This window comes from Novosphingobium sp. SG720 (assembly GCF_012275365.1).
Taxonomy (GTDB): domain Bacteria; phylum Pseudomonadota; class Alphaproteobacteria; order Sphingomonadales; family Sphingomonadaceae; genus Novosphingobium; species Novosphingobium rhizosphaerae.
The window spans coordinates 58102-70661 of record NZ_JAAZQN010000003.1; the positions used below are offsets into that span (position 1 = coordinate 58102).

Annotated in this window: 17 protein-coding genes; 2 read left to right on the forward strand and 15 right to left on the reverse strand. The window is 66.1% G+C overall.

What is annotated here, in order from left to right:
• Nucleotides 1-301 precede the first annotated feature (301 nt).
• The gene (mtgA, locus tag FHW94_RS12485) at nt 302-1015 is read right to left on the reverse strand and encodes a monofunctional biosynthetic peptidoglycan transglycosylase (protein ID WP_168556181.1); all 714 of its coding nucleotides are present in this window, start codon (nt 1013-1015) and stop codon (nt 302-304) included.
• A gap of 146 nt (nt 1016-1161) precedes the next feature.
• On the opposite strand from mtgA, the gene FHW94_RS12490 reads away from it, so the two are divergent.
• Both FHW94_RS12490 and FHW94_RS12495 read left to right on the forward strand, forming a co-directional pair.
• A complete protein-coding gene (locus FHW94_RS12490) occupies nt 1162-1917 on the forward strand; it encodes an SDR family oxidoreductase (protein ID WP_168556182.1) in 756 nt (251 codons plus the stop codon).
• A 53-nt stretch (nt 1918-1970) separates the two neighbouring features.
• Nucleotides 1971-2399 (forward strand): VOC family protein, encoded by a 429-nt coding sequence (locus FHW94_RS12495; protein ID WP_168556183.1) that lies wholly within the window; start codon nt 1971-1973, stop codon nt 2397-2399.
• 2 nt (nt 2400-2401) lie between these two features.
• Here the strand turns inward: FHW94_RS12495 and FHW94_RS12500 are convergent, their stop codons facing one another.
• The 14 genes from FHW94_RS12500 to FHW94_RS12565 form a co-directional block, all read right to left on the reverse strand.
• Nucleotides 2402-2920, reverse strand: coding sequence for a hypothetical protein (locus FHW94_RS12500; protein WP_168556184.1), 519 nt, complete (start codon nt 2918-2920; stop codon nt 2402-2404).
• On the reverse strand, nt 2917-3177 hold the full coding sequence (locus tag FHW94_RS12505) for a hypothetical protein (protein ID WP_168556185.1): 261 nt from the start codon (nt 3175-3177) through the stop codon (nt 2917-2919). Before FHW94_RS12505 ends, FHW94_RS12500 begins: the two co-directional genes overlap by 4 nt.
• The gene (locus FHW94_RS12510; RefSeq protein WP_210425652.1) at nt 3174-3788 is read right to left on the reverse strand and encodes a glycoside hydrolase family 19 protein; all 615 of its coding nucleotides are present in this window, start codon (nt 3786-3788) and stop codon (nt 3174-3176) included. The genes FHW94_RS12505 and FHW94_RS12510 overlap by 4 nt, the downstream gene beginning before the upstream one ends.
• A 16-nt stretch (nt 3789-3804) precedes the next feature.
• Complete coding sequence (locus tag FHW94_RS12515; RefSeq protein WP_168556186.1) at nt 3805-4038, reverse strand: hypothetical protein; 234 nt, start codon at nt 4036-4038, stop codon at nt 3805-3807.
• The gene (locus FHW94_RS12520) at nt 4035-4478 is read right to left on the reverse strand and encodes a transglutaminase-like cysteine peptidase (RefSeq protein WP_168556187.1); all 444 of its coding nucleotides are present in this window, start codon (nt 4476-4478) and stop codon (nt 4035-4037) included. The genes FHW94_RS12515 and FHW94_RS12520 overlap by 4 nt, the downstream gene beginning before the upstream one ends.
• A gap of 16 nt (nt 4479-4494) precedes the next feature.
• Nucleotides 4495-6630, reverse strand: coding sequence for a hypothetical protein (locus tag FHW94_RS12525; protein WP_168556188.1), 2136 nt, complete (start codon nt 6628-6630; stop codon nt 4495-4497).
• 93 nt (nt 6631-6723) lie between these two features.
• Nucleotides 6724-7221: a hypothetical protein gene (locus tag FHW94_RS12530; protein ID WP_168556189.1), complete on the reverse strand. Its 498-nt coding sequence runs from the start codon at nt 7219-7221 to the stop codon at nt 6724-6726.
• Nucleotides 7221-7724 carry a hypothetical protein gene (locus FHW94_RS12535; RefSeq protein WP_168556190.1) on the reverse strand — a complete coding sequence of 168 codons (504 nt, stop codon included), beginning with the start codon at nt 7722-7724 and terminating at the stop codon, nt 7221-7223. Before FHW94_RS12535 ends, FHW94_RS12530 begins: the two co-directional genes overlap by 1 nt.
• On the reverse strand, nt 7721-9529 hold the full coding sequence (locus FHW94_RS12540) for a hypothetical protein (RefSeq protein WP_168556191.1): 1809 nt from the start codon (nt 9527-9529) through the stop codon (nt 7721-7723). Before FHW94_RS12540 ends, FHW94_RS12535 begins: the two co-directional genes overlap by 4 nt.
• Nucleotides 9529-10179, reverse strand: a complete 651-nt coding sequence (locus FHW94_RS12545; RefSeq protein ID WP_168556192.1) for a hypothetical protein — start codon at nt 10177-10179, stop codon at nt 9529-9531. The genes FHW94_RS12540 and FHW94_RS12545 overlap by 1 nt, the downstream gene beginning before the upstream one ends.
• Complete coding sequence (locus FHW94_RS12550) at nt 10176-10826, reverse strand: hypothetical protein (protein ID WP_168556193.1); 651 nt, start codon at nt 10824-10826, stop codon at nt 10176-10178. Before FHW94_RS12550 ends, FHW94_RS12545 begins: the two co-directional genes overlap by 4 nt.
• 64 nt (nt 10827-10890) lie before the next feature.
• A complete protein-coding gene (locus tag FHW94_RS12555; protein ID WP_168556194.1) occupies nt 10891-11058 on the reverse strand; it encodes a hypothetical protein in 168 nt (55 codons plus the stop codon).
• Nucleotides 11059-11071: 13 nt separating this feature from the next.
• Nucleotides 11072-11977, reverse strand: coding sequence for a hypothetical protein (locus FHW94_RS12560; RefSeq protein WP_168556195.1), 906 nt, complete (start codon nt 11975-11977; stop codon nt 11072-11074).
• 88 nt (nt 11978-12065) lie between these two features.
• On the reverse strand, nt 12066-12509 hold the full coding sequence (locus tag FHW94_RS12565) for a Bbp16 family capsid cement protein (RefSeq protein ID WP_168556196.1): 444 nt from the start codon (nt 12507-12509) through the stop codon (nt 12066-12068).
• Nucleotides 12510-12560: the final 51 nt, after the last annotated feature.

Here is a 12560-nt window from a genome sequence, read left to right on the forward strand (position 1 = left end):
TTTTTTCATGGGGGCAGTGCGCTGTGCGCCGGGACGCGCCGATCGTGCGACCAGCCGTGCTGCGCTGCACTATCCATCGGGCGTGTTGTTGCGCCATGTTGCTGCAAGCTGCGCATATGCGGGAACGATACGGGAAATCGTTCATTGTGCGTTGCAGCATAGTAGATGCGGTTTATTGCGTGATCATGCGGCAAGAAGGGGGCAAGCCCTGCCTGCCACGATGCGTTATCCGGCGGCTCGGCTTACACGCTGGAGGGGGCTGCTTCCCGCAAAACGGGAAGCGGCCCTTTCGCGTGGGACGTTATTGGTAGACGCAGGTATCGTACTGCCCGCGCACCACGGCCGAACGCGCGGCAATCGCATTGCCATGGCGGCGCACGAAGCCACTGGCGCCGGTGACCTCGCGCACTTTGGGTTGGGGAAAGGCGGCGGCAATGCGCGCCGCCTCGATCCGTGACAGATGCAGCGCGCCCTTGTTGTAATAACGCTGCGCGCCGGCCTCGACCCCGTACGTGCCGATTCCGGTTTCGGCGACGTTGAGATAGACTTCCATGATCCGCCGCTTGCCCCAGATCTGCTCGATCAGTACGGTAAACCAGGCTTCCAGGCCCTTGCGGAAATAGCCGCCGCCCTGCCACAGGAACACGTTCTTGGCGGTCTGCTGGCTGATGGTGGAGCCGCCTCGGATACGGCCCCCCTGCTGGTTTCGCTCGAACGCCTGGAGCATTGCGGCCTGATCGAAGCCATGGTGGCTGCAAAAGCGCGAATCCTCGCCTGCTATCGCCGCATCCACCATGCTGCGGTCGATCCGCGTCAGCGGCGTCCAGTCCTTGGTGATGCCATTTCCATCCATCACCATCGTGGCGGTGATCGGCACGGGCACCCATTTGTAGACCAGCACCCACAGCACGCTGCCAACCAGGAACACGATGATGGCCCGGCCCAGCCACCAGCCCAGCCGCCAGGCCAGCGAGCGTTCCTGGGTGGGGCGGGACGGCATCAGTTGCTTGAACATGGGATGCTTTATGCCGCGCTGCGGGATGGCAATCAATCCGCACGCAGCCGATCCACAGATCTGCGCGCATGATCTTTTTCCCATGGCGTTGCGCAGCCGCGTTGCAACCCCCACGTTGCGGCCACCAGTCAAAGGAACCATGGCCCATGAAAACCAGCGGCAACACCATTCTCGTCACCGGCGGTGGCAGCGGCATCGGGCGCGCGCTGGCGCAAGCCTGGCACGCGGCGGGCAACACCGTGATCGTCACCGGTCGCACCCTGGCCAGCCTGGAAGAAACCGTGGCCGGGCGCGAAGGTCTTTATGCCATGGCGCTGGACGTGACCGATGCCGAAGCCATCGCGGGCTTTCCAGCCGACGTCGTTACCCGCTTTCCCGCGCTCAACGTGCTGGTCAACAATGCCGGCATCATGCGCTTTGAAGACCTGAGCGGGTCGCGTGACCTGGCCGACGCGCAAGCGACGGTGGTGACCAACCTGCTTGGCCCGATCCGCATGATCGATGCACTGGTCGACCATCTGGCCGCACAGGCCGATGCGGCGATCGTCAATGTCACTTCGGGCCTCGCCTTCGTGCCGTTGGCCGCGGCGCCCACTTACAGCGCCAGCAAGGCGGCGATGCATTCCTACAGCCAATCGCTGCGCGCGCAGTTGGGGGGCCGGGTGGAAGTCATCGAATTGGCCCCGCCCGCGGTGCAGACCGGATTGACGCCGGGGCAGGAAACCCGCGAAGGCTACTTGCCGCTCGATACTTATATCGCCCAGGTGATGGCGCTGTTCGACCAAGTGCCGACCCCGGCAGAAATCTGCGTGCCCAATACGCTGGCTTTCCGCAATGCCGAGCGGGACGGGCACTTCGACCATCTTTTTGCCCAGCTCAATGGCCAGGCCGACCGGCCGTGACGGCCTTGGCCTGACTGCAACCGACATATCGTTTTGAACGGAGCTGCCAGACAATGACCGAGTTTCTGCACACCATGATCCGCGTAACCGATCCGGACGCGACGGTTGCCTTTTTCAAGCTGCTGGGCGTTGAGGAAACGCGCCGCTTTTCCAGCGAACAAGGCCGCTTCACCCTGATCTACCTGGCCGCGCCCGGGCAGGACTATGAAGTGGAACTGACCTATAACTGGCCGGCCGAAGACGGCAGCGCCGAAACCTATACCGGTGGGCGCAATTTCGGCCACCTGGCGTTCCGCGTGGACGATATCTACGCCACGTGCCAGACGCTGCTTGATGCGGGCGTCACGATCAATCGGCCGCCGCGCGATGGCCACATGGCCTTCGTGAAGACGCCTGACGGCATCTCGATCGAACTGCTGCAGAATGGCCGTCTCGATCCAGCCGAACCCTGGGCCAGCATGCCCAACGCCGGCAGCTGGTAACCTCAGCGCTCGGCCTCTTCCGATAGTGTGACGGCGGTGTCCAGGCCAAGGGCCCAAGTGCGCAAGGCCAGGGCATAGGCCGTCACTTCGCTACAGGCCTGCACGTCCTGGTCGGATACCACGACACCAGCGGCGGGCACTGGCGGGCGAATGCTGGCAGCGTGATCCGTGGTGGGGGCAGGGGATGGGCTGGCAGCACGCGCACTGTTTGCGGGCTGCACGCGATGAGCGGCGCCATAGCGCAAAGCAGCAGCGCGGGCCGTTTCCAGTTCGTGATCATGGCGGGTTTCCTCGTTCTGCGCCAACTGCCGCAAGCGACGTTGTTGTTGGTCAAGGGCGGCGCGGGCGGTGGTTTCGGCCCTGGCCTGGGCGGCGCGGAAGCTGGTTTGCTGTTGCAACAGGGCCTCGGCCCTTGCGTGAGCCAGCACTGCGTAATGCCGGCACGCCAGCGCCAGGATCAGCGCCGCGATCCAGGGCAGGGCATGACGCGCCAGGCGCGCCAGCCAGGGGGCGGGGATCACCGCACCACCGCCACGGCATCGGGCACGATGGCCCCCAGCCGCGCCAGCGCCCGGCTGCGCTGCAGGCTGTGGCGCTGCCCCTGGATGATGGGCAGGGCAATCGCCACCAGGGCCAGCAGCAACGTGGCGCTGTCATCGGCCAGCCAGCCGCGCCCGACGGCGAAGGCAACAAGCGGCGGCAGCGCCTGGCGCACCAGGCTGACCAGCTGATAGGGCACCGGCGAGGCATCGATCTGGAGCGGGGCGGATTCGGTCACAGCAGCAATCCTTTTGCACGGGCGACCAGCCGGCGGCGGCTGTCGAGGCCGTTGGTGCCGCCGTTGATGCGGTGGGTGATGGCATCGTCCTGGCCGGCGTCGGCCAGGGCGGAGAGATGGCGCGCCGCCCAAAAGGCGATGGCGGTCCGCACGGCGCCTTCCGCCGTGGCGGCAAGGCCCGGATCGGTTTCCAAGGGCAGCTGCAGCGCCTGGCCCATCGCGCGATAGACGGCGCGCCCGGTGATCTGGAACAGCCCGCGCCCGCGATAGGCAAAGCCATCACCCGGCTTCACGTTGCCCAGATCGGTGCGACCGTCATATCCGGCCTGGGCCGGGGTGGGGCCCCAGATTTCGACCAGGTTGCGAAAGCCGCCACTTTCGTGCGCCGCCTGGCCCAGGAAATGGGCGAGGCGGGCAGGCGTCTCCAACAGGCCGGCTGCTGGCAGGTGAATCGCGGCTGCCGCCGCCAGTGGGCGCAGCGCGGCCATGGGGCGCCCTGCCACCGCAGCCATCAGCGCGGCCATGGTGCGTGTACCCATCTGGCCGTCCGCCGTGCCAATGTCGTGGCCAGCCGCCAGCAGCCGCTTTTGCAGCCTGGTGATGTCGATCATGGTTGTGGCTTTCGATTCAGCGCGAAAAGGTGCTCACCGCCCAGGCGATGAAGGCAGACAGCCCGCCGGCCAGCGCGGTCAGCGCGGCAAAGGCGCCGCGCCTGGCACTTTCGCGCGCTTCGATCTTGGCCAGGCGAGCATCGATTCTTTCCAGCGCGGTGGCCATCCGATCAAGGCTGTCCTCCATGGCGTCGAGCCTTCCCTCCATGCGTCCCATATCGCGGTGCAGGTCCTCGTGGCTCGTGGTCATGCGGCCGATGCCGTGCACAGCAGCCCCCAGCTGTCGTCCTCGGGGCATTCCCGGAACTGCAGGTTGGCCACGGACGACCACGCCTTGGGCACGGCGCTCGTGCTGTCGAGCAGCAGCGTATAAGGCGCCTGCGGGGCCGAGATGTCCGCTGTCAGAACGGGGTGTGTGGTGCCGTCGGGCAGCGTCGCAAGCGCGATCAGCAACCCGGCCGGCCCATGCCCGGCCGCGATCAGGCGACGGCGCTTTTCCGCCACGGCCTGGCCGGTCCAATCGATCCGGCTGGGCGGCAGCAATTCGGCATAGGCCACGGTTCGATCGTCAGCCATCAGGCTGCGACCCACGTAGAAGTGGGTGGTATCGTTGGTGAACGCAGGGTCGGCGTTGACGGCTGCATTGATGGCGGCAAGGTCGGCAAGAAGGGCCGGCGTTTCGATCAGCATGGCAGGCTCCCTTGGATCAGGCGTCGGCAACGCTGGCGGTCCAGCGCAGGTACTTGGACGCGCCCGGATCGGTGAAATTGATGCGGAACGTGGTGGCGCCGGCTGCGCTGATCCAGAAATTCGGCGCCCATCCCGATGACGTAGGAATGATGTTGAAATCGGTGGGCGTCAGCGAGAGGCCGTGGGTGATATCCACATATGTTTGCCCTGCAGCCACCGCAGTGGTCCCGCGTGCTTCAAGCCGGACCGACGGGAGCGAGCCGCTGCCGGTCTGCTTGTGGGCGAAGCGGTGATTGTTGAGTGTCTGGACCGAGAGCGTCGCTATGGCCGAATAGCGGTTGTAGCCGTTGAACAAACACTTGATGCCATCCACGAGCGTGTCGCACTGCAGGAAATAGTTGGCACCCAGCGTGGCTGTTGCCTTGTTCGTTCCGGTGCCGTGGAATACTAGGGTGGCCGAAAGCACGCAGTTTCCGGAAAAATCGATCGCGCTGGAATCGCTAGCACCGCCAAGGCCACGCGCGAAATCGATCGGATAGTTGACGTATTCGAAGAAGTTGTCGCGCACGCAAGCGCTGTGCAGGCTCCGAAAGTCGCCACTGGGGTCTGTGCCCACCAGACGCAATCCGCCGGTCATGGTCGTGACGGCCGTGCTCCCCGACAGGAACTTGCCGATGTGGTTGCCGCGCAGTTCGAACTCGAACATGGCATAGCCACAATTCAGGTCGCCCTCGATCACGACATTGGCGGGCGTGGAACCATCGAGGGGCGCGATCTTGCCGATGTAAAGCTGGTTGCGCGTGATATGGAAGTGGTCTTCGTTTTGCGTGTGCGTTGTCGGCCGGCGCAGCCAAAGACAGGCGCCGTTCACGTTGATCTGATTGCGATCGATATAGACCCACTGCACCCAGTTGGTCTTGATCCCGATGGTGAACGTGCTGCCGTCCTGGCTGGACGGGCCGATATCGCACAGCTCGATCAGTGTGCTATCGGCAAAATCGAGCAAAACGCATTCGCCTGGATGGTTGCCCTGCGGCTGGATCGCCAGCGAAGAGAGCGTGCAATATGAAACCTTCGTGCCGGTCTTGGTGATCTGTCCTGCGGTATCCGGGGCTCCCGGAAGGGCGCGCCCCAGCACGATCCGCGCGCCGCCGGTGCCCCGCAGCTTGCCATAGCCGCCGCCCACACCTTCGATCCGGGCGTTGTTCTGCAAGATCACCAGGTCAGAGGAAAAGGTGAACGCGGCTGTCGTGGTGGGGATCTGCAGGGTGCGCCCGCGCTTGGCGTTGAGCCAGTCGATGGCCGCCTGCATCGCGATGCTGTCATCGGTGTTGGGGGTGCCCACGGCGCCGAACCAGCGCACGTCGGCAATGGCGTCCGATCCTCCTGCACGCACCCATGCGCCGCTGGCGCCGGTCCGGTCGGTGCTGGGCGGGATATAGAACGCCTGCGCCGTATCGGCCGTAACCGCGCTCGCCAGGTTATCCGTGGAGAAATAGAAATACCCCTGCCGCCCGGTTTCCAGCAGATAGGCCATGACCGCGCGATTGGTGCGCGTGGCCAGCGCGCTGCGCGTGGCGCATGGCACGATCACGTCGTTCAGCGTGCCACCGCCGGGAATGCCCACGAGCGTGGCGCCTTTGTTGGCATCGGTGCTGGCCATGTCTGAGCGCAGCAACGCATCGCCGTTGACCGCGTCGGCCAGCACGGCGGTGCCGTCGATCGGCGAAAAGGCAAAGAACTTGCCCTTGCGCTTGGCCGCCGAAGGCAGCGTGCCGGCGTTCTCGCCCAAGGGAATGCGCATGCAGCGCTTGAGGTCGCGCGACAGCGCCTGGTCGCGCAGCGCAGCGCGGTCGTTGGCCAGGTTCACTGGCGCTGCCAGCCACGCCGATCCGTTCTCGAAGGCCGTGGTCTGGGTGAAATCGGGATCCAGCCACACCACCAGTTTGCCCGGGCCAGGGGCCGCAGCGAAGGTCACGGTGCCGCCGCCGCCTTCGTACAGCTCCACGGTGTAGCCGGCGGTGATCGGCTGGTCATCCAGCAGCACGGCCACGTCGGCGGTGCTCTGCGCTGTAAACGTGAAGGGAAATGAAAGCGTTACGCCATTGGCGCTGAACGGCCCATCATAGGCGTTGGTGGTGGAAACGGCCATGGAAAGGTGTCCCTGCAAGGCGCGCGGGGGCGGGCCGCCCAAGCGGGCGGGGCAACGCGCAAACGAAAAGGAAAGGTGGAAGGGCTGCCCTGGTCAGCCGATACGGGCGCGCATCGCGCCATATTGGCGCGCGCCCGAAAGCACCGACTGGCTCATGTCAACCAGGCCGCTCAGCAATGCGGTCTGGCGTTGGGCTGAAGCGGCGCTAGCGCGGCCCATGGCAAAGGCCGCGCCGGCATCGGCCTGGCGCACGGCGCGCGTGCCCTGCGCGGCCAGGTCGGTCACCCGCGCGCCGCCAACCAGGCGGGTGCTGTCCACCGCATCGGCTGCGGTACCGAAATCCACGCCCACGCCGCCGGCTGCGGCAGCCACGCGCTGGCGCCCTTCCTCGGCTGCCATCTGGCGATACTGATCCTGGATCGCGCGGGTGGTTTCATCCTGGGCATCGCGGGCTGCGCTGCGTTCCAGTTCGGCCTGGCGCAGCGCGGCCTGGCGCTGATACTGCGCCTGGTGCATGGCGCTGACGGTGCTGATGCCTTGGCCGGCCACGGCAAGGCCAGCGGCAATGATTGGAAGAGCGGGGCCACACATCAGGCATTCTCCTGTTGCAGGGTGGAAAGGGCGGGGCGGCGGCGGGCAAATCGGCGAAAGGCCAGATCGCCCACCAGCATGGTGTCTTCGTCCACGGTAAAACCCCATCGTTCGAGCAGGCGGATCGCCCGGGTGTTGCCGGTAGACACTAGGTTGGCCAGCACCGCGCTTGAATCGTGCATTGCTGCCAGGATCGGGGGGCCCAGGCGCAGCAAGGTGCGGCCGTGTCGCCAAACCTCGTTCGTGCCCAGGAACCAGGGCACGCCGCGGCCGGCGAGCGCCGATTCGACCACCACGCCGAACATCGCGTGCGGCCGGCCAGCCACCATCGCGGTCCAGCAATGGGTCGATGCGATCAGGCCATGGCGTAGGGCGGCCTTGGGTTCGCGCCCCATGGCGCGGCATTCGGCCTTGTCGATGGCGCGCATGTGTCGCGCCAGGAAACCCACATGGCGGGCATGGGCCGGCACGATTTCCACGTGGGTCTGGTTGGGCAGGATCATCCGCCCAGCACCGGATCGATCGCCACGCCCAGCAGGGTGAACGGCAAGGGTGCGGTCTGTCGCATCCAGATGGCGCAATCGTCGCGCGCCCGGTTGTCCAGGTTGACCAGGTATTCGCCATTCATCAGCGCATCGGGCGCGTTCCATGCCTCGTCCTTGCGCGATTTGACCGGGAACAGGTGATCGGCGTCGATCCCGGCTTCAATCTGGCGTGTGTCGGCCAGGGTCAGCACGGCCTGGCTTGCCTGGCAGATCCGGCCCACGCTGCTACCCGTCGTGGTGGACAGGCGCAGCGGCAATGTTTCCACATCCACCTGATACGGGATACCGAAGGTGACTTGCGTGGCGCCGCCCATGCCGGCTGGCAGGGTGATCGTGCCGTTCGTGACGGTCAGCCCCGAAATGGCCACGCCATCGACCAGCCCGGCAATATCGGTGCGCCCTTCAAGGTGCCACAATCCGGTAAAGCTGGTGCGTGGTTCATCGAACCGGCCTTTGACTGCGCAATCGAGATAGCAGGCATCCGCGATGTCCGACCATGCATGGCGCGCCATGCGCTCCACGAAGCGGCGGGTCGTTCCGGCGATGTCGCGCTCCACCACCAGGTAGACGCGATCCTCGCCCTCTTCGGAGATGCAGCACACCGACAGGACCTTCCCGTCGGTTTCGCACAGGGTCCAGCCCCACACGTTCTGTTCCTGCTCCCAAGTGAAGCAGACGAGCTTGCCATCCTCGCGCACCGCCCAGATCACGCTGCGCGGCTCCTGGGCATAGCACCAGGAAACGATGCTCATTCCGTCGAAGAAATGCGGCGAGAAGATCGAGACGTCGTTGGATTTCAGCCCGTCGATGGTGAAATCATAGCCGATCGTGCGCACCGTGCGGCCAACGCTTGGCTGGTAGAACACCACATTGTCGATCACCAGCGGCGAGATCCGCGACGATCCACGCCCGATCTGGCGCCGCGTGGCCGGCGCGCGCGTGGCATCGAGCACGCCACCCGATCCGTCGCCATCGATGTGAAACACGCTGTCCGATGTCAGCGCCAGCAGGCTGGTGGTGGTGACCAGCTGGTTCACCGAATTGACGCGGCCGGCCACGATGGTGAACGCCATGGAGTCATCGGCGCGCAATGGCCGCGAACGATCCATGTTCTCCAGTTGGCCGCTGCGCGTGGTCCAGATACCGTGTGGCACGTTGCGCGTGCGGGCCCACACCGCGCGCTGTTCGAACAGCGTGACGGTGGAGGGATAGTCATTCGGCCCGGAAAACGGGTTGGCCGCCTGGGGCGGGGCGCGATCCAGCGCCGGCGCGATATTGTCGTCGCGAAAGTTCGTGGTCTCGGTCGTGCCGATATAGCCGAAGAACTGCGAGTTATCCGCCTTGTAGACGTTATACCGCGTGGCCCCGGGCGCCGCTGTCCAGGTTATCGTGTTGAAATTGCGTTTGAGCGTCAGGTCGTTGGTGGCGGTCGATGCCGTGCTGGCGCGGCTTTCCATGCCGGTGTCATCGTTCACCGCCGTCACGCAATAGCTTGCCGGCTGCGGGAAATAGGCCGCGTTGCCATTGCTGCTGTCGGTGTTCGCCACCGTTGGCCAGGCATAGCAGCCTGCGGGCGCATCCACCGTGGGCGCAAAGGCGACAGTGCGAAACGACCAGTCGGTATGGCCCGCACGCACCAGCTTGGCGGGCGCGTGGTCGATATGCGCCAGATACATGGTATCGGCGGTCTGCTCGAAATCGAGCTCGGCCAGTTCCACCCCGTTGTAGGGCGAACCCACCTTGTAGATGCGTGCTCCGCCCATCAGAACCAGGCCTTTCCACCAAATTGCCCCGAACCGCCGAAATAGATCGCCGGGCGCGTGGGGGCGGGGGTTACGGGGGGCACCACCGGCGCGGCGGGGGCCACAGGCGGCGCGCTGCGGGTCGTCCCGCCACTGCAGCCGGCAAAGGTGGCCTCCCCGCTGGTATCGGCATCGATGCGAAAATGGCTGTCGTCGATCACGGCCACCACGGTCCAGGCGCGGCCGTTGAGCAGGCTGCCCATCTCGCCTGCGCATCCGGCAATGTAGAACCGGTCGCCCACGGCAAAGCCGTGATAGGCCACTTCCACCACGGCCTGCGCGGCATTGCTGATCGCGGTGATCGCCAGTTCCTCTTCCAGGATGCGGCCGCCGCCGGCGCAGGGGCTCATATAGCCTTGGCCCATTTCCAGCGCATATGTCTGGCTGAGCGAAAACTGGAACGGCACCAGTCGCACGGGCTGCGTGGGATCAAGCACTTCGGCCACCATTTCGGTGCCCGGTCGCTTGGTCACGCCGCCGTACTTGAGCACGATGACGTTGCGCGCCTTGCGCAGGGCGGTGCCCCAAGCGTCGACGTCGAACCGGCCGTACAGCTGCGGACCCAGCTCGCCACGGCAGAAATTGGCTTGCGCCGTGCGCCCGCCGATCATGCCGCGTCTCCTGGAAAGGCAAGGCCGGCGCGGGCCAGTTCCGCTTCGCTGACATACCGCGCCGGGCGCTCGCCACTCTTGTTCGCCTCGTCGGCGATCGCGCGCATCCGCGCGATTTCAGCGGCGCGGGCCAGCGTCTGCGCGGCGGTTGCGTCCTTCTTCACCGGTAGGGCCAGGCGCGCGGCCAGTTCCAGCTCGAATGCGCGCGCCACCAGCGGCGGCAGATCCGGGGCGGTTACGTTGTTGCGCACGAACACCAGCGTGGCGTTGGCCACGTTGGCGTAGATGCGCCCACCCTCGTAGAGGAACGCCAGCGGCGCCGCGTCCTGAAGCGGAAAGGGAAACGGGCCACCGCTCGGCAGCGTGGTGGCGTCGTCCTCCACCGCGCGTACGGCGATCGGCTGTGCCAGGTTCGTCGGGGCGGCATAGGCGTGCAGCCATTCGGCCGGGCGGTCGTTGCTCACCTCGGCCAGCACCACGCGCGTGCGCGCCCAGGGCCAGGGCGCCCATTCCGCCAGTTCGGCCAGCAGAGGCTTGGCAAAGCGCGTCGCTTCGCGGGCCTCGATGCTGCCTTCGGCAAAATCGGCGATCTGCCCAGCGGCAATCTGCGCCAAGGCGCGGTTACAGATGTCGATCAGTTGGGGCATGGGCTTGTCCTTGCTGCCAGGCGAAAGGGTGCCCCTTCCTGGCGGGAGGAAGGGGAAGGGGTGGCTATTCGCTCACCACCTGCCAGTCGGGCGTGCCGACATAGCTGAAGGCCTTGGTGCCAAAGTGCGCCTGTGCCAGCGCGCGGGTGAAGCCGTCCTCGCCCGGCTTCAAGTCCAGCCCGTCGTCGAACAGCTCGCCCAAGGTGTCGTCGTCGCGGCGCCAGATCGCCATGGAACGTGCTCCTTCAGGCGTAGTGGATGTTAAGGCACAGGATGTCGCCCGCCGCGATGGCCGTGGTGTCGCTGTCCACCGCCGCGCCGGTCAGGGCAAAGCCCAGGCCGGTGCTGAAATAGAGCGGCGTGTCGAAAGCGATCTCGAACGGGCTCGATGGCGGCAGGTAATAGGTCGCCACCGGGGTGTCGGTGCCCACGGTCGGTGCGCTGGCCTTGTTGTAGAGCTTGAGGTAGCGGGCCGATGCACTCGCATTGTGCCCGCGCACGCGAAACAGGTCGGCCATGCTGGTCTTCACGCTGGTGGCGTTCGTCGTGGCCGCGGCAGAAAGCAGGCGCGTCGTGCTCGACGGCTTCTTGGCGCGGTCCCACGTGGCCCCGTTGAACACGCCTGGCCGCGCATAGACGTTCACGCCGTTCACGCTGCCGCCGGCATCGGCGCCCACGCCCGTCACCACGCTGGCGACGTTGCCAGATGACCCGATCGAAGTGATCACTTCGCCGCGCGAGGAAAGCTGCAGGTTCCCACGCTGGCCGTCGGTCAGGGTTGGCTGGGTGGCGTTGTAGACGCCGCCGATCTTCACCGGATTGCCACTGTCGCTGGCGCCGGCAGGCACGTTGCCCAGGCTGGCCACATTGCCCGAAACACCGCCCGAATAGCCCACCGTCACGGCCAGGGCCGTGCCTCCGGGAGAGCGAACCCACACGTTGGCGGCATTGCCGACGATCGTGCCCTGGCGATAGACAGTCACTCCGGCCAGGTCGCTGACGGGCGCGGTCGCGCCGCCAAAGCATACTTTCACCGGCTGCTGGCCGATGTTCTGCAACAGCACGTCGGCATTCGCCGCAGCGGTAAGGGTGGCGGCAATATCCTGCCAGATGCCGTTCGCGGCAAAGCTGCTCTGGGTGGCGGCTGCCATCTGCGTCTCCTTGGAAAGCGGAAGGGGAAGGGGCAAGGTGCCGGGCACGCCTCGGTCCGCCCGCGGCGGGGCGCGCCCGGCAGGGCCTTTACTGGCCGCCCACGCCCAGGTTGGTCTGGCGGCTGGCCACCACCGCGGCGGTGATCTTGCCGGCGGTGGCATTGCTGCCGCCCACGGTGTAGTACAGCCGCAGGTAGCGGGCGTTGACACCTTCCTCGATGCTGCCGGGCACCTTGAACTGGTATCCGGCTGCCAGGCTGGCCAGCGGCACCACCGCGCCGCTGGAAACGGTCGTCCACGTGGCATTGTCGGGCGAAGCCTGCACGCTCACCTGCAGGTTGCTCAGCCCGGCAAAGGTCTGCGAAACGGTCACGGCCAGATCCACTTCCTGGCCACGGCCCAGATCGCGCACCAGGGCGGCACTGGCGCCATAAGGGGTCCCGGTGGTGCCCAAGTCGATGACATTGGCCGAAGCGGCCGAGGCGGTCACCGCCTGGGCATCGCTCAGCAACAGCGAATTGTCGAAAATCATGCGGGAATACTCCGGATTGGGAGAGGAGCGTCGCCCCGGCTCCAGCGCCCT